Annotated in this window: 14 protein-coding genes; 9 read left to right on the top strand and 5 right to left on the bottom strand. The window is 65.1% G+C overall.

Annotated features, from left to right (window positions below):
• Nucleotide 1 precedes the first annotated feature (1 nt).
• Both DAAJ005_RS13160 and DAAJ005_RS13155 read right to left on the bottom strand, forming a co-directional pair.
• The gene (locus DAAJ005_RS13160; RefSeq protein WP_151847508.1) at nucleotides 2–1237 is read right to left on the bottom strand and encodes a S8 family serine peptidase; all 1236 of its coding nucleotides are present in this window, start codon (nucleotides 1235–1237) and stop codon (nucleotides 2–4) included.
• A gap of 146 nt (nucleotides 1238–1383) precedes the next feature.
• Entirely contained in the window at nucleotides 1384–3408 is a 2025-nt protein-coding gene (locus DAAJ005_RS13155) for a phosphodiester glycosidase family protein (protein ID WP_370519714.1), read from the bottom strand.
• 124 nt (nucleotides 3409–3532) lie between these two features.
• Between DAAJ005_RS13155 and DAAJ005_RS13150 the strand changes: the two genes are divergently transcribed.
• Both DAAJ005_RS13150 and DAAJ005_RS13145 read left to right on the top strand, forming a co-directional pair.
• On the top strand, nucleotides 3533–4018 hold the full coding sequence (locus tag DAAJ005_RS13150) for a roadblock/LC7 domain-containing protein (protein WP_029479938.1): 486 nt from the start codon (nucleotides 3533–3535) through the stop codon (nucleotides 4016–4018).
• Between the two features lie 64 nt (nucleotides 4019–4082).
• Nucleotides 4083–4673, top strand: a complete 591-nt coding sequence (locus tag DAAJ005_RS13145; protein ID WP_151847507.1) for an ATP/GTP-binding protein — start codon at nucleotides 4083–4085, stop codon at nucleotides 4671–4673.
• 303 nt (nucleotides 4674–4976) lie between these two features.
• Here the strand turns inward: DAAJ005_RS13145 and DAAJ005_RS13140 are convergent, their stop codons facing one another.
• Nucleotides 4977–6077 (bottom strand): 3-deoxy-7-phosphoheptulonate synthase, encoded by a 1101-nt coding sequence (locus DAAJ005_RS13140; protein WP_151847506.1) that lies wholly within the window; start codon nucleotides 6075–6077, stop codon nucleotides 4977–4979.
• A 314-nt stretch (nucleotides 6078–6391) separates the two neighbouring features.
• Between DAAJ005_RS13140 and mbhE the strand changes: the two genes are divergently transcribed.
• From mbhE to mnhG, 7 genes are all read left to right on the top strand, one after another.
• Complete coding sequence (mbhE, locus tag DAAJ005_RS13135) at nucleotides 6392–8749, top strand: hydrogen gas-evolving membrane-bound hydrogenase subunit E (RefSeq protein ID WP_151847505.1); 2358 nt, start codon at nucleotides 6392–6394, stop codon at nucleotides 8747–8749.
• The gene (locus DAAJ005_RS13130; protein ID WP_151847504.1) at nucleotides 8746–9249 is read left to right on the top strand and encodes a Na(+)/H(+) antiporter subunit B; all 504 of its coding nucleotides are present in this window, start codon (nucleotides 8746–8748) and stop codon (nucleotides 9247–9249) included. Before mbhE ends, DAAJ005_RS13130 begins: the two co-directional genes overlap by 4 nt.
• Before the next feature lie 172 nt (nucleotides 9250–9421).
• Nucleotides 9422–9886: a Na+/H+ antiporter subunit C gene (locus DAAJ005_RS13125; RefSeq protein ID WP_151847503.1), complete on the top strand. Its 465-nt coding sequence runs from the start codon at nucleotides 9422–9424 to the stop codon at nucleotides 9884–9886.
• Complete coding sequence (locus tag DAAJ005_RS13120; protein WP_151847502.1) at nucleotides 9883–11451, top strand: proton-conducting transporter membrane subunit; 1569 nt, start codon at nucleotides 9883–9885, stop codon at nucleotides 11449–11451. Before DAAJ005_RS13125 ends, DAAJ005_RS13120 begins: the two co-directional genes overlap by 4 nt.
• Nucleotides 11448–11960, top strand: a complete 513-nt coding sequence (locus tag DAAJ005_RS13115; RefSeq protein WP_151847501.1) for a Na+/H+ antiporter subunit E — start codon at nucleotides 11448–11450, stop codon at nucleotides 11958–11960. Before DAAJ005_RS13120 ends, DAAJ005_RS13115 begins: the two co-directional genes overlap by 4 nt.
• On the top strand, nucleotides 11957–12217 hold the full coding sequence (locus DAAJ005_RS13110) for a monovalent cation/H+ antiporter complex subunit F (protein ID WP_075834375.1): 261 nt from the start codon (nucleotides 11957–11959) through the stop codon (nucleotides 12215–12217). The genes DAAJ005_RS13115 and DAAJ005_RS13110 overlap by 4 nt, the downstream gene beginning before the upstream one ends.
• Before the next feature lie 22 nt (nucleotides 12218–12239).
• Nucleotides 12240–12608 (top strand): monovalent cation/H(+) antiporter subunit G, encoded by a 369-nt coding sequence (mnhG, locus tag DAAJ005_RS13105; protein ID WP_151847500.1) that lies wholly within the window; start codon nucleotides 12240–12242, stop codon nucleotides 12606–12608.
• Between the two features lie 64 nt (nucleotides 12609–12672).
• Here the strand turns inward: mnhG and cdd are convergent, their stop codons facing one another.
• Together cdd and DAAJ005_RS13095 are read right to left on the bottom strand one after the other, a co-directional pair.
• Nucleotides 12673–13122 carry a cytidine deaminase gene (gene cdd, locus DAAJ005_RS13100; protein WP_151847499.1) on the bottom strand — a complete coding sequence of 150 codons (450 nt, stop codon included), beginning with the start codon at nucleotides 13120–13122 and terminating at the stop codon, nucleotides 12673–12675.
• Complete coding sequence (locus DAAJ005_RS13095) at nucleotides 13119–14456, bottom strand: hemolysin family protein (RefSeq protein WP_151847498.1); 1338 nt, start codon at nucleotides 14454–14456, stop codon at nucleotides 13119–13121. The genes cdd and DAAJ005_RS13095 overlap by 4 nt, the downstream gene beginning before the upstream one ends.
• Between the last annotated feature and the right edge of the window lie 193 nt (nucleotides 14457–14649).

The following is a 14649-nucleotide window of genomic DNA, read 5'->3' as shown; positions in this document are numbered from 1 at the left end:
TTTATTGTGGGGCCTGCACCAGCCCCAGTCCCACATCCAGTTTGTCCACGCCCGCGATCAGGGGCCTGCGCGTGGCGCTGCCTTTCAGGGCGGTTTCGATGGTGTTGCGCGTCAGGTCACCCGAGTCGATCAGCGACTGGAACCACAGCGCCGCCACCCCAGCGACATGCGGCGTGGCCATGCTGGTGCCGCTGTAGGCTACCAGCCCTCCGCCCAGTTTGGCCGAGGTGACATTCACGCCGGGGCCGCTCAGGGTTGCGCCCGTGTTGGAAAACGGCGCGACGGTCAGGCCCGCATCTGGTTTGTTTCCGCTCCCTAATCCCACCGCTGCCACCGAGATAAAGCCGTCGGAAGTCGCGGGCGGCGCGACACTCACCTCCCAGTCGGGGTTCTGCTGGCGGCGGCTCTCGTTGCCCGCTGCGGCGATCAGCAGTGTGGGTGTGGTGTCTCCGCCATAGCTGCGGGCGTAGGCAGCCAGCGCCCCGAACAGGTTGAGGTTGGCGCGGTAGTCCAGCAGCGCCTGTGAAGTGGCCAGTTCGGCGGGCAGACCGCGCTTGATCAGTTCGGCCACCAGCCCCGGAAAGTCCATGCCCAGCGACATGCTGACCACATGTGCGCCCTCCTGCACCGCCCAGGCCAGCGCCCGCGCAATGCCCTCGCTGCTGCCGCTGCCATCCGCACCCAGCACCCGCCCGATCAGCGCCCGTTCCACGCCGGGGGCCACGCCGATGCGCTGCCCTGCCACGTCGCGCCCAAACACTGTTCCGGCGCAGTGGGTGCCGTGGCCCTCGGCGTCCACGCCACCGTCGGCGTCACCCTCTGCTAGCGTGAAGTCGCGCCGCACCAGATTCACGCCTGCGAAGGCGGGGTGCTCCGGGTCGATGCCGGTGTCCAGGATGGCAACGGTCACACCCTTGCCGTTTTGCGGGCTGATGTCGGCTTTTACCGCCTGCATGCCCCAGGTGGGTCCAGTGGCGCTCGCATCGGCCTCCGCACGACTGACCGGGCGGATCAGGCGCATGGGAATGCTGGGGGCGGCCATCTGCACGCCCCTTTCCTGAAGCAGATCAGGGAGTTCGCGGTGATCCAGGACTGCCACTTCCAGGGTCATGGCGGGCGGGTGGACTGACTCCGCATTTGCCCCCGCACGCGGCGCGAGTGCGCTGCTTTCCCCGGCCCTGACCTGGCCCTGACCCTCGCCGCCCTGCCGCCACACGATGAACCGGTCTTTCTTCATGCCGCCCCTCCCCAGAACCGCGAATGGCGGTCTGAGGAACAGTTTAAACCCAGAAATATAATTCTGTCATGAGCTTTTCTAAGCAGGCATATTCTGTTTTTGGCGAATCATTCAGCATCTTTTGCCTTCAGGCTTTCAGACCCTTCCTACTTCTTCCCCACCACTGTGCGCGGCACGAAGACAATCGCGTTCGGCACTGGTTGACTCCAGACCGTGTTCAGGTAGCCGCCCAGGCCCCCATACCCGCCCTGAAGGTAGGCGGTGGCGCTGCTGCCGCTGTCCATTCGCACGGCGTCGCGCACGCCTGCCCCGGCCAGGGCCGCAGCGAAGGCTTCGGGGGTGCCGTACTCGAAATAGGCGATGGTGGGCTGACCGCCCAGCGTGCCCAGCGCGGATTGCCGGGTGGAGCGCCAGACGCCAGCGGCGGTGTTGAAGCCCTCGCGGTGCGGGTCGATCACCACCTTGCCGCCCTGCACCAGCAGCGGCCCGGCGCTCAGGGCGTCCACGGCGCTGCCCCAGGGGGCGTCGGTGGCCTGCCAGTTGAGGGCCACATTCAGGGGTGCGCCCGCTGCCACTGGCAGTGCCGGAAAGCGGGCCGGATCGAAGGTGAAGGCCAGCGTCCGGGGGGGCGGGGTGATCTGCCCGGTCAGGGCGCGGGTGACGCTGACACTGCCGGGAGCCAGCAGCAGGGTGGTCAGACCGGTGCCGCCCACCAACGTTTTGCCGTCCCCCACGAAGGCGGTCAGCAGCGCAGCATTGGGCGTGGCGCGCACGCTGTTTACGGTCACACTGCCGAACGGTCCGCTGAGGATATAGCGCGGACGCGGGTAGCCGAACAGCGCCTCGCCCCCTGCCGTGAAACCCACGGTGGCGCGCTTTTCCAGACTGGCCGCTGTCATCAGGCCGCCCACCGCCACCAGATCGACGGGCAGGCTGCTGCGCGGATCAAAATAGCCGCCGTTGACCCCGGCGACCCCTCCCGCTAATTTCACGAGGTCCAGCACCGAAAGCGAACGGCCCAGCGGCGCACTGACCACGCGCGGCTGGAACAGCGCCGGATCGAAGCTCAGGAGGTGCAGCAGTCCCTTATTGCGGTAACTCACTCCGGCGGGCAGGGCGTCGGGGTCAATCGGCGGCGGCACGCTGGAATCGGTGTAGGTGGTGGTGTCGATGACCACGCGGAAGGGATTGTCCAGCGTGAAGATCTCGCTGCGCCCGCCCCCGGTGCCCAGCCGGATCGACGCGCCCGCCCCGGTCTGGGCCAGCGTCAGGGTGTCGCCCCCCGGCAGCGTCTGCTGGCTGCCCTGCACGGTGACCCCCGGCAGCAGCACGCTCAGCCCACCTGCCTCGCGCGAGATGACCTGCGACGCTGGGGCGCTCAGGTCCATCACCACGCGCTGAACTTCCACCGTGCGGTACAGCGTCCGGCTGATCCGCACCGTGTCCAGATTCGCCACCTTCGGCACGCTCAGGGTGGGCAGCAGGGGCGGAGGCGTCGGCGCGGGTAGTGACGGGATGGGCTTAATGTTAGGCAGAGATTCGGGGGGGACTGGAAGCGCAGCCGGCGTGGGTGGGGGAGAAGCTGGTGCTGCTGGTGTTGGCGCTGGCTGGACGGCGAGAGGCGCAGACTGCACGGGCGATGGTGCTGGCGTCGTCGCTGGAGGTGTCGTAGCGATAGGCGGGCGAATGACTGGACGTTCAGGGCCACCGTCCGAGGGCAGCAGCGTCGCCGTCGGCACGCTAGCGGGCGTGGCAAACCCCAGCAGGCTGGGAGTATCCGTCAGCACCCGCACGCCCAGCAATTGCAGTGCCCGCAGCGGCACCTGCATGCTGCCGTTGGCGATGACCGGGGTGGGCAGCGTGCCGGAAAGCGTGAAGCCCAGCGCCGTCCAGCCCTTGCCGGGTGCGTACCGCAGTTCCCGTTTGCCCAGCAGCAACCGCAGGTCCTGCGGATCGTTGCGGACAGAGACGCCCAGGCGCGGCAGGGTCCAGACCGCCAGCATCTCGGTGCCGCCCAGCAATCTGGAATCCACCCCGGCGCTCTGCGGGACCCCCCCGATGGCGGTAGGCCGTGCCAGCGCACTGCCCGCCAGCAGGCCCGCCCCGATCAACAGCCATAGCCCCAGGGTGCGCCGTCGTCTGTTGTTTTCACCACTCTGACCAAACTTCACGCGGCGGAGTCTAGCGCCTGCGTGCCTGACCGGATGAGCCACGCACCAGACCGATGGGGCATTTTCGCCACTCATTTCCAGTGCCGTCAGGTTCTTGTGCTGGCCTCTGTTCATACTACATTTCATGATCGAACCCTCACTCGCGCTCTACGGGGAAGCCTATGCCCGCGTGGACGCGCTTATTCAGGAGCTGCTGGACGCCGCTGGCGTGCGTTACGGTCTGCTGGTGGACCGCAAGGGCTTTGTGCTGTCGCACAAGGAGGCGCTGTGGGCACCGCGCCCGCCCGCGCTGGACAGCGTGGCGACACTGGTGGCCAGCAACGCCGCCGCCACCGCCGCCCTGGCGAACATGCTGGGCGAGCGGACGTTTAGCGAGCAGATTCACCAGGGCGAGAACGGAACCCTGTACGTGGAATCGGTGGGGACAGACGCGCTGCTTACGCTGATTTTCGATTCCAGCGTGCCGCTGGGCCGGGTCAAGGTCTATTCCAAGAAGACCGTGCCCCAGCTCGCCGCCATTCTGGATGAACTCAAGGACATTCCCGAAATCCAGCTCGGTGGGGATTTTAGCGCGGGGGCCACGGCCCTGCTCGACGATCTGCTGGGCTAAGCCTCAGCCCGGTTGACCTGACTTTCTTTTCACGTCTGAATTTGCCCACAGGAGGCACCAGCGCATGAGTACCATTAACTTCGCCGCCCGCGAAATCAACTGCAAGATCGTGTACTACGGCCCCGGTATGAGCGGCAAGACCACCAACCTCAAGCAGGTGTTCGCCAAGGTGCCCGGCCACCTGCGCGGCGAGATGGTCTCGCTGGCCACCGAGGACGAGCGCACCCTGTTCTTCGACTTCCTGCCCCTCGATCTGGGGAGCGTGCAGGGCTTCAAGACCCGTTTTCACCTGTACACCGTGCCGGGTCAGGTCTTCTACAACGCCAGCCGTAAGCTGATCCTGCGCGGCGTGGACGGCATCGTCTTCGTGGCCGACAGCGCCCCCAACCGCCTGCGCGCCAATGCCGAGAGCATGCGTAACCTGCGCGAGAACCTCGCTGAACACGGCATCAATGTGCGCGACGTGCCGATTGTCTTGCAGGTCAACAAGCGTGACCTGCCCGACGCCCTGCCCACCAGCATGATCCGCGCCGTGATTGATCCCCGCAACGAACTGCAACTGTTCGAGGCCATGTCCGACAAGGGCGTAGGCGTGTTCGAGACCCTCAAAACGGTCAGCCGTCTGGTGCTGGCCCGGCTGTCTCAGACGAAGTAAAGCAGAGTTTGTTCAAAGCCGGAGGCGTGGGGATTCCCATTTCTCCGGCTCTTGCGTTGGGCGTTACGTTTAATCTCTCTGCCTGGCAGCATGGAGGGGTGGCTGCTACGGTTTAATCCCTCTGCTCCGCAGCTCTGCGAGTCCGCCCCTTCGGGGCACCTCCCCTCAAAAGAGAAGCAAGAGTCTTGGAATTGCCCTGCTAGCAGCGCACTCCTGGCTCCCTTTGAGGAGAGTTGGCTACGAAACAGACTGGCTTGCAAAGCTCCGCAGGAGAGGGGTTCGCCTTCCAGCGTAACTCTTAACTCAGCCCCGCAAAGCCGCGTCTGCCTCCAGCAACAGCGCCTCGGTTTCGGCCCAGCCCACGCAGGCGTCCGTGACGCTGACGCCGTGTTTCAGGGTAGTGGGATCGGCGGGGACACTCTGCTTGCCTTCTTCCAGATTACTTTCCAGCATCAGGCCCCGAATGGCGTGCTGGCCGCCCAGGCGCTGCTGGATCACGTCGCGCCAGATCAGGCCCTGCCTTTGGAAATCGCTGCCGCTGTTGGCGTGGGAGCAGTCCACCATGACTGCCGGAGGCCGTCCCGCCGCCGTGATCAGATCGGCGGCCTCCTTGACGAACTGCGGGGCGTAATTCGGCCCATTCTTGCCGCCACGCAGAATCAGGTGGCCGTTGGGATTGCCCTGCGTTTGCACGATGCACGCGCGTCCATCGTCATCTACAGTGAAAAACACATGCGGGTGCGCCGCCGCCACCATCGCGTCTACCGCCAGTTTGAGGCCGCCGCCCGTGCCGTTCTTGAAGCCCATCGGGGCGCTCACTGCGCTTGCCATGACCCGGTGGGTCTGGGATTCGGTGGTGCGTGCTCCCAGGCAGGCCCAGGCCACCGCGTCAAACAGGTACTGCGGTGCGAAGGGGTCCAGCAGTTCGGTGGCGACCGGCAGGCCCAGCTCGCCCACTTCCAGCATCAGTTGGCGGGTCAGGGCCAGCCCCCGGCCCACGTCGTTTGCGCCGGTCATGTCGGGGTCCATCAGGAAGCCGCGCCAGCCCACCGTCGTGCGCGGTTTGTCCACGTACACGCGCATCTGGACTTCCAGTGTGCCCCTGACCTGTTCCCGCAGCGCGGCCAGACGGCGAGCGTACTCCAGCGCCGCCCCAGAGTCGTGTACGCTGCACGGTCCCACCACCACCAGCAACCGTTTGTCCTCGCCGCGCAAAATCGCCTGCGCCGCCTGACGGCCTGCCACCACGGTGCGCTCGGCCCCTGGCGTGAGCGGCAGCGCGGTTTTCAGTTCGCGGGGCGTGGGCAGCGGCGTGAAGCTGGAGACGTTCAGGTTCTCGGTGCGGCTGGGTGCGGGCGTTTGTATTTCGGGGCAGGGGAGGTCAACTTCTAGGGGCTGCGTCATGGGTGGGTCTCCTTTTCTTACAGGCAAAAAATGCCGCCCGGTGGCCTTGTGGGGCGTCTACCGGGCGGTCTGGGGTTGAAACAGCGCGATGTTAGGCCCGGTGGAAACGGAACCAATAAAAAAATGCGCTGTTGAAAAGCATGGGGAAAGTGTAGGGGGACAGGGGAGAGGCTGAGGGCGGGCGGTCTAGGCGGGGTGAAGGAGAAGGCTTTTTGAATTGCGTGCGGTGTAACCCTCAGCGGTGCACCTTTCATCCGGGTGTGCTTTGATAGAAGGCGCATGAAGGCCCTTCCATTCACCATTTTTCCCAGCCTGTGACCCTCGCTGTCCTGTTCCCCCTCATCATGGCCGCCGTGTGTGCGCTGCTGGCCCGCCAACTGGGCCGCCGCACGGGATATCTGGCGGCTTTGGGCTTTTTGCCCGCGCTGCTGCTGGCTGTCCCGCTGGCCGGAAACAGCGTGGAGGTGGGCGGTACTCCCTTCAATCAGGTGACGGGCTGGGTGCCGGAACTGGGCCTGAATTTCGCTTTCCGGGGCGACGGCTTCTCGCTGCTGTTCGCGGTTCTGATCGGTGTGATCGGGGCGCTGGCCTCGCTGTACTCGGTAGCGTACTTGTCAGAGCGCGAACGCTTCGGGCGCTTTTATCCGTATCTGCTGCTGTTCGGCGGCTCCATGCTGGGCTTGGTTCTCAGCGACAACATGATCGCCCTGTTTGCCTTCTGGGAGATGACCAGCGTGACCAGTTTCCTGCTGATCGGCCTGTGGCACACCCGCAGCGAGGCGCGCGACGGCGCGATCAAGGCGTTTCTGGTCAGCGCGCTGGGGGGGCTGGGGCTGCTGGCGGCGGTGGCGTTGCTGTCGGTGGCCGGGGGCAGCACCACCCTCTCGGGACTGGATCTGGAGGCGGTGCGCGCCTCGCCCATGTTTATCCCGGCGCTGCTACTGACGCTGCTGGCAGCCTTTACCAAGAGCGCCCAGTTGCCTTTCCACCTGTGGTTACCTACCGCGATGGAAGCGCCCACCCCGGTCTCCGCTTTCCTGCACTCGGCCACGATGGTCAAGGCCGGGGTGGTGCTGGTGGCGAAATTTGGCCTGATCTTCGGTACCAGTGCGCTGTGGGGCGGGATCATCGTGCCGCTGGGGCTGGCAACCATGTTCTGGGGATCGTGGCGGGCGCTCAAGCAGACGGACCTCAAGGCGCTGCTGGCCTTTTCCACCGTGTCACAACTGGGCCTGCTGATGGCCCTGTACGGGCTGGCCGACGCGGAGGGCCGTTTTGCCGCCACCACGCATCTGCTGAACCATGCGGCCTTCAAGGCGGCGCTGTTCTTCGTGGTGGGCATCATTGATCATGAAACGGGCACGCGCGAGACCTTCCGGCTGTCCGGGCTGCGGCGCAAATTGCCCCTGACCTTCGCCGTGGCCTTGCTCGCCACCCTGAGCATGGCCGGGCTGCCGCCGCTGGGGGGCTTTATCTCCAAGGAGCTGTTTTACGAGGCGATGATTCATGCCGGGCCAGGGTTTATCGCCGTGTCCGTGATCGGCAGCGCCTTCACGCTGGCCTACTGCGCGCGGCTGATCGGCATCTTTTTTGGTGACTTCCGCGCCCCCGAGGACGACACCGGGCAGCCCCTCAAGCCCCACATTCATGAGGCTGGCCTTGGCCTGCTGCTGCCGCCCGCGCTGCTGGCTGGGGCGGCGCTGCTGTTTGGCATTTTGCCCTCTAGCGCGGAGTGGCTGACCCGCCGGGCCGGGGCGGCGCTTAACTTTGCCGGATACGAGGGTCATCTGTATTTGTGGCATGGCGTCACGCCCGCGTTACTCCTCACGCTACTGACCTGGGGGTTGGCCGCGCTGCTGGTGTGGCAGGCGGCGCGGGTCTATTTTCTTCAGGTCCATGTGGAGTTTCCCCTGAGTTCCAACCGCATTTACCGGGGATTGCTGCGTGGCCTGGAAACCCTGGCCTCGCGCGTGATCGCCGGGACGCAGGGGCTGGCGCTGCCGGACCAGTTGCGGATCACGCTGGCCGCCGCCGGACTGATGGGCGGTTACGCGGTGTGGCGCGCGCCGCAGGTGTTCCAGCCGCTGGAGGCCGTGCCGCTGAGTACGCTGCCCATCGCCGTGCTGCTGGTGGCGGGGGCGCTGGGCGTGCTGCTGTCTCGCAACCGCCTGACCGCCGTGGTCCTGACTGGCCTGACCGGGTTCGGCAGCGCCGTCGCCTTTCTGGCCATGCGCGCCCCCGATCTGGCGCTGACCCAACTGCTGATTGAGGCGGTCACGGTGATCCTGTTCCTGCTGGTCTTCCGCTCTCTGCCGGGCTTCCGCAGTCTGCCGCGCGGGCGGGTGCGTGGGGTGATTGACGTGGTGCTGGCCGGATCGGCAGGCATCGGAGCAACACTGCTGGTTCTGGCGAGCATCCGCTTTCTGTCGCCGCCGATCTCGCCGTATTACCTGGAAAACGCCTACAAGGAGGGCGGCGGCAAGAATGTGGTCAACGTGATTCTGGTGGATTTCCGGGGCTGGGACACGCTGGGCGAGATCATGGTGGTGGCGATGGTGGCGCTGGCGGTGGGCAGTCTGGTGCGCCTGGGCCGCCGGGGACAGGCCCGCAGCGAGAAGGACACCGCGCCCGCGTCACAGGACCTGCTGGACCTTCAAAAGAGGCAGTCATGAGTCCGAAGCGCACACCGAAGAAGGCGGTCAAAACCGCGTCAGCTCAGCCCCGGCCCGGCGATCTGCTGATCAACGATCCAATTCTCAAGACCATCAGCCGGGCCGCTTTTGCGCTGGTCATGCTGTTCGCGCTGCTGCTGTTGTGGCGCGGGCACAATGCCCCCGGCGGCGGCTTCATCGCGGGCCTGATGACGGTCTGCGCGCTGATCCTGCACCGTATCGCCAATGGCGACAGCGCCTTGCGCGTGGACCCCGTGAAGTTCATTCCGTGGGGGCTGGCCCTGTCCTTCACCACCGGGCTGGTCCCGTACCTGCTGGGCCGCCCCTTCCTGAAATCCGATTACGGCTACCTCACCACGGCCCTGACTGGCGAATTTGAATGGGCCACCGCACTGTTGTTTGACCTGGGCGTGTTTCTGGTGGTGGTGGGCGCGGGGCTTGCCCTGGCCTACGCCCTGATTGAGGTTGATCCGACGGAACTGGTGGAGGGGGATTCGTGAGGCGCAGGGGTCAAACGGTCAAATGGGCCAACGGTCTAATCGCTGGAACGCGTGTGTTTTGTCCTGTCGTTTTGCGGTTTGACGGTTTGATTTTTAGATCATTTGACCGGGTCTCTAGGTCTTCCAAGCCATTAACCATCCACCCTCAACCCTCCCCACGGGCGGCCCACTAATGGAAACCCTCTTCGCCGTCCTGATCGGCCTGCTTGTGGCGGCGGGCGTCTTCCTGATGCTGTCGCGCACCATTATCCGGGTGGTGCTGGGGCTGGCCTTTATTGCCTATGGGGTCAATCTGGCGATCCTGACCGTGTCGGGGCTGCGGCAGGAATCGCCGCCGCTGCTGACATTGGAAGGGCCGTATGTGGACCCGCTGCCGCAGGCGCTGGTGCTGACCGCCATCGTGATCGGATTCGGCACCACGGCGCTGCTGCTGACCGTGGCGCTGCGGGCCTATCAGGTGGCCGGTCACGACGACGTGGCGGCTTTCGGCGACAATCTGGCCCGCAATCCCGACGCCCCGGACGGCCAGCACGCCGATCCCGAACACCTCAGCCCCGATACGCCAGAAACGGACCACACCGATGAAACAGAGATACAGATGGCCGAGCTTGAGCGCCTGCGAAGGATCACGAGATGAATTCTGAACTCACCGGGGTTGTCACCTCCGCCCTGCCCCTCGCGCCGATTCTGACCCCGCTGGGGCTGGGGCTGTTGTTGCTGATTCCCATGCGGCGCAGGTGGCGGGTGTCGCTGGCCCTGGCCTCGTCCCTGCTCACGCTGATCTTCGCGCTACTGCTGATGAACGCAACATTGGGCGGGGTGCTGGTCAGCGAACTGGGCGGCTGGAAAGCGCCGTTCGGCATCGTGATGTCCGCAGACCGTCTGGGGTCCTTCATGAGCGTGCTGGCCGCGTTGTGCGGCGTCTTCACCGTCTGGCTGATGGCCGCGCAGCCGGACCCGGTGCGAGAAAAGCACCATTCGTTTGCCCTGACCTCTTTCCTGTTCACGGGCGTGCAACTGTCCTTTTTAACCGGCGATCTGTTCAACCTGTTCGTGGCTTTTGAGGTCATGCTGGTGGCCAGCTACGCCCTGACCGTGCTGGGGTCCACCCGCGAGCAACTGCGCGAGGGTTTCCGCTACATCGTCATGAACCTGTCGGCCTCGGCGCTGCTGGTGGTCGCGTGCGGGCTGGCCTACGGCACGCTGGGCACGCTGAATTTCGCGCATCTGGCACAGCGCAGCGCTGCGCTGGGGCCGAACACCACCGTCACCGCCGTGGGCGTGCTGCTGCTGATCGTGTTCGCGGCCAAGGGCGCGCTGTTTCCGCTGGGCTTCTGGCTGCCCGGCACGTATCCGGCAGTGCCTCCTGCCACGGGCGCATTCTTTGGGGCGGTGCTGACCAAGGTGGGGCTGTACGCCTTGATCCGCGTCTTCACCACCGTATTCAATCAGGACCCAGAGTTGCCCAACACGCTGCTGCTGGTGCTGGGGGCCGTGACCATGCTGTACGGCGCGCTGGGCGCGGTCAGCCAGCGCGAGTGGCGGCGCATCCTGTCATTCACGGTGGTGGGTTCGGTGGGCTATCTGGCCTTCGGGCTGGGCCTGGACTCACCGGACGCCCTGCGGGCCAGTCTGGCGTATCTGGCGGTCAGCGTCGTGGTGACCCTGGCGATGTTCCTGATCGCCGCCGTCGCGGAACGCGCCAGTGGAACCCGACTGGTGCGGGCGCGCGGCTTCATTGAATTCCTGCCGCTGCTGGCCGCCTGTTTCCTGTTCTGCGCCCTGACAGTGGCGGGTCTGCCGCCCAGCGCGGGCTTCGTGGTGAAGTTTGATCTGATCCGCGCCGGGCTGGAGGGCGGCACTGTGCTGGCTTATGTCGCCACGGCCAGCGCCCTGATCAGCAGTCTGCTCACGTTGTACGCGCTGCTGCGGGTCTGGAGCGGCTTTTTCTGGGGCCGCCACCTGCGCGAGGAACCAGTGCGCCGGGTGCGCTGGCCCGAACGTTTGCCCGCCTATCTGGCCTCAGCGCTGGTGGTGGCGCTGGCGGTCTTTGCCGGACCTCTGCTGGGCTATGCGCGTGGCACTGCCGACGAGCTGGGCAGCAACGGCTCCTACATCCTGGGCGTGCTGGGCGATCAGCCGCTGGAGCTGCCTGCCCGCCCGAAAGGCGACGACGTGCAGGAACCGGAGGGAACACCATGAGGGGCGTCTCTCTCAATATCCTGCTGGCCATCGTCTGGACACTGTTCGTGGGCGAGTTTAGCCTGCGCGAACTGGCGATCGGGATGCTGCTGGGTTTTGCCATCCTGAGCATCTTTCCGTTGTCGCTGGGGACGGGCAATTACGTGGGGCGGGCGCTGGCTCTGGTGCGCTTCGTATTTTTCTTCGTCCGCGAGCTGACGGTGGCCAACATTCAGGTGGCGCTGTGGGCCTTGCGTCCGCACCCGCCGCTGCACCCCATGATCATCGCCTACCCGCTGCGTCTGCGTGGCGACAACGGGCAAACCGTCTTGGCGGCCACGATTACCCTGATGCCCGGCTCGGTGGCGATGGGCTTTAATCCCGAGCGCAGCGTGCTGTACGCGCATGTCATCGGTGCGGAAAATCCACGGGCGGCCCGTGCCAGCCTCAAAAAAGTGGAGGACGCCCTGCTGCCGCTGTACGGTCAGGGTGCTGCCGCCGATCCCGCTGTCCTGGAGGAAAACGCATGATCATCAATCTGGCCCTAGGCATCGTCACGCTGTCGGTCCTGCTGGTCACGGTGCGAGTGCTACGCGGCCCCAGTTGGGGGGACCGGATCATGGCCTTTGACTTCCTGAGCGTCAATCTGGTGGTGCTGATCGCGTTGATCGCCGTCAAAACAAAACTGATCGTGATGCTGGACGCCGCGCTGGTCCTGAGCCTGCTGGGCTTCCTCAGCACCGTGGCCCTGACGCGCTACCTGTTGCTGGGGCGGGTGATGAAGTGAGAACTGATCCAGGGGGCCAGCCATGAACGACTTCAATGCCGCCCGCGATATTCCCATTCTGCTGGGGGCCTTTTTCGTGCTGACGGCGGCCATTGGGCTGGTGCGCTTTCCTGATCTGTATTCGCGCCTGCACGCCAGCAGCAAACTGATCACGCTGGGTTCGGCGGGTATCTTCATTGGCGTGGGGCTGGAATTTGCCCAGACCGAGGCGCTGACCCGGCTGGCGGCGGTCCTCCTGTTTCAGTTCCTGACCACGCCCCTGAGTGCCTACCTGATCGCCCAGGCAGCCTACCTGCGCGGGCTGGAGCCGCTGCTGGAGGGGCCGGACGAATGGAACGCGCTGGGCAAGGCGGCGCTGCTGGACAAGCGTCTGGAGGAGCTGGAGCGCTAGAGGCAAAAAAACCCTCTCCGCTGGGAAGAGGGTTGTGGAGAGAGGGTTGGGTGATGAGAGGTCTTTACTCCGTTCCCACCTCATGCCCGTCCTCGCGTTCTTCCAGCCGGAAGCCGTGGGGCAGGAAGTCGCGCACCAGACCGCTCAGCACTTCGCCCTCAGCATTCACGCAGACCACGCGGGCGTCGGGGGCAAATTCGTACAGCACCTGACGGCACGCGCCACACGGGCTGGCGGGCGGGCTGGAATCGGCGTAGACCACCAGATCGGTGAAGGTCCGCGCGCCCGCCGTCGCCATCGCCTGCACCGCCGACTGCTCGGCGCAGCGGCCCAGGCCGTAGCTGGCGTTCTCCACGTTCGCGCCCATGAAGACCTGCCCATCTGGAGTCCGCAGCGCCGAGCCGACATGGAATTTGCTGTAGGGGGCGTAGGCCTTTGCAAAGGCGGCTTTCGCGGCGGCCAGCAGTTCCGGGTCCGGGGTCAGGCCCAGGGCGTTTGAATCTGTTGTGGTCACACTTCACCCTCTTCAGACAGAATGAGTTGGCTGGATTCGTCGGTGCGTTCGGCCCGCACGCGGCTGACGCGGCGCTCGTCGGCTTCCTCGACAGTAAAGGCCCAGCCCTCGTGGACAAAGGTGTAGCCCACCTCGGGAATGTCGCCGAAGCGGTCTGTCATGAAGCCGCCCAGGGTGTCAAACTCGCCCTCGCCGTCTTCCAGGTTGGTGCCCAGAATCCCCTCTACCTCATGCACGATCATGCCGCCGTCGATCAGGTACACGCCCTCGCCCACCTCGATGAACATGGGCAACTCCTCCTCATCAGTCTCGTCGTAAATCTCGCCCACGATCTCTTCCAGGGCGTCTTCCAGCGTGACCAGCCCCGCCGTGCCGCCGAATTCGTCCACCACCACGCTCAGGTGCGACTTCTTCTCGCGCATCTTGGTCAGCAGGTCCCTGATCTTCATGCTTTCGGGCACGAAGAAAACCTTACGCATGATGCCGGAGACCGTCAGGGTGTCCAGATCGTTTAGGTGGCGCAGCACGTCGCCGCTGTGGACGACGCCCACGATGTTGTCGGGGGTGTCCTGATAGACCGGCACGCGCGAGTAGCTGTGTTCGGCGTTCAGCTCCAACATGCGGCGTAGGGGCGAGGCACCATCCACAACGATCATGTCCACGCGCGGCGTCATGATCTCGCGCACGGTGGTGTCCGACAGATCGAAGACGTTATAGACCAGTTCACGCTCGCCGTCTTCCAGCACGCCTTCCTGGCTGGACGCGCCGACGATCATGCGGATTTCCTCTTCCGAGTAGGCGGTGTGGTGCCCGGCCACGCCCCGCAGGCCAAACAGCCGCACCACGCCGTTGCCCATCGCATTCAGAACGATAATGGCCCACTTGAAAACGAAAGTGAAGACCAGCAAGGGGCGGGTGACCAGCATCGCCACCTGCTCGCTGCGCTGCAAGGCCCAGGTCTTGGGGGCCAGTTCACCGAAAACGATGTGCAAGATCGTGCTGATGGCAAAGGCCAGGCCGAAGGAAATGCCACGAATCTGGCCCTCGGTCAGCGCCGTGCCTGCCAGCAGCGGTGAGACCAGATGCTCGATGGCCGGCTCAGCTACGAAACCAATTGCCAGACTTGCCATGGTGATGCCGAGTTGCGTGGCGGCGATGTACAGGTCCAGATTCTTAAGTGCGCCCTGCGTGACCTTGGCTGTGGCATTGCCTTCCTCAGCCAGTTGATCGATGCGGGTGCGGCGCACGCTGACCAGCGAGAATTCCGCTGCCACAAAAAAACCGTTCATCAGGACCAGAGCGACCAGCGCGAGTAAACCGAGAATGTCATTCATGTGTGGGCGCGCTCCATAACCGCGCCCCGGTCATCCGCGTGGCACATGCTGCCCGTCCGCTCCGCGTGGAGGGATCGTCGTCGACCGGTGGTGTTGCGTCAAACCAGAGCTGAAGTGCCACAGCAAAAACGCCGCCCTTGGGCGGGTTTCACCGGGCACTGGGGAAGAGCCGAAACTGGGAGGCTCCATAGCA

The sequence above is a fragment of the Deinococcus sp. AJ005 genome, from assembly GCF_009017495.1.
Taxonomy (GTDB): Bacteria; Deinococcota; Deinococci; order Deinococcales; family Deinococcaceae; genus Deinococcus.
The sequence above is the reverse complement of the archived record's forward strand: the minus strand, read 5'-3'. Positions and strand labels throughout refer to the sequence as shown.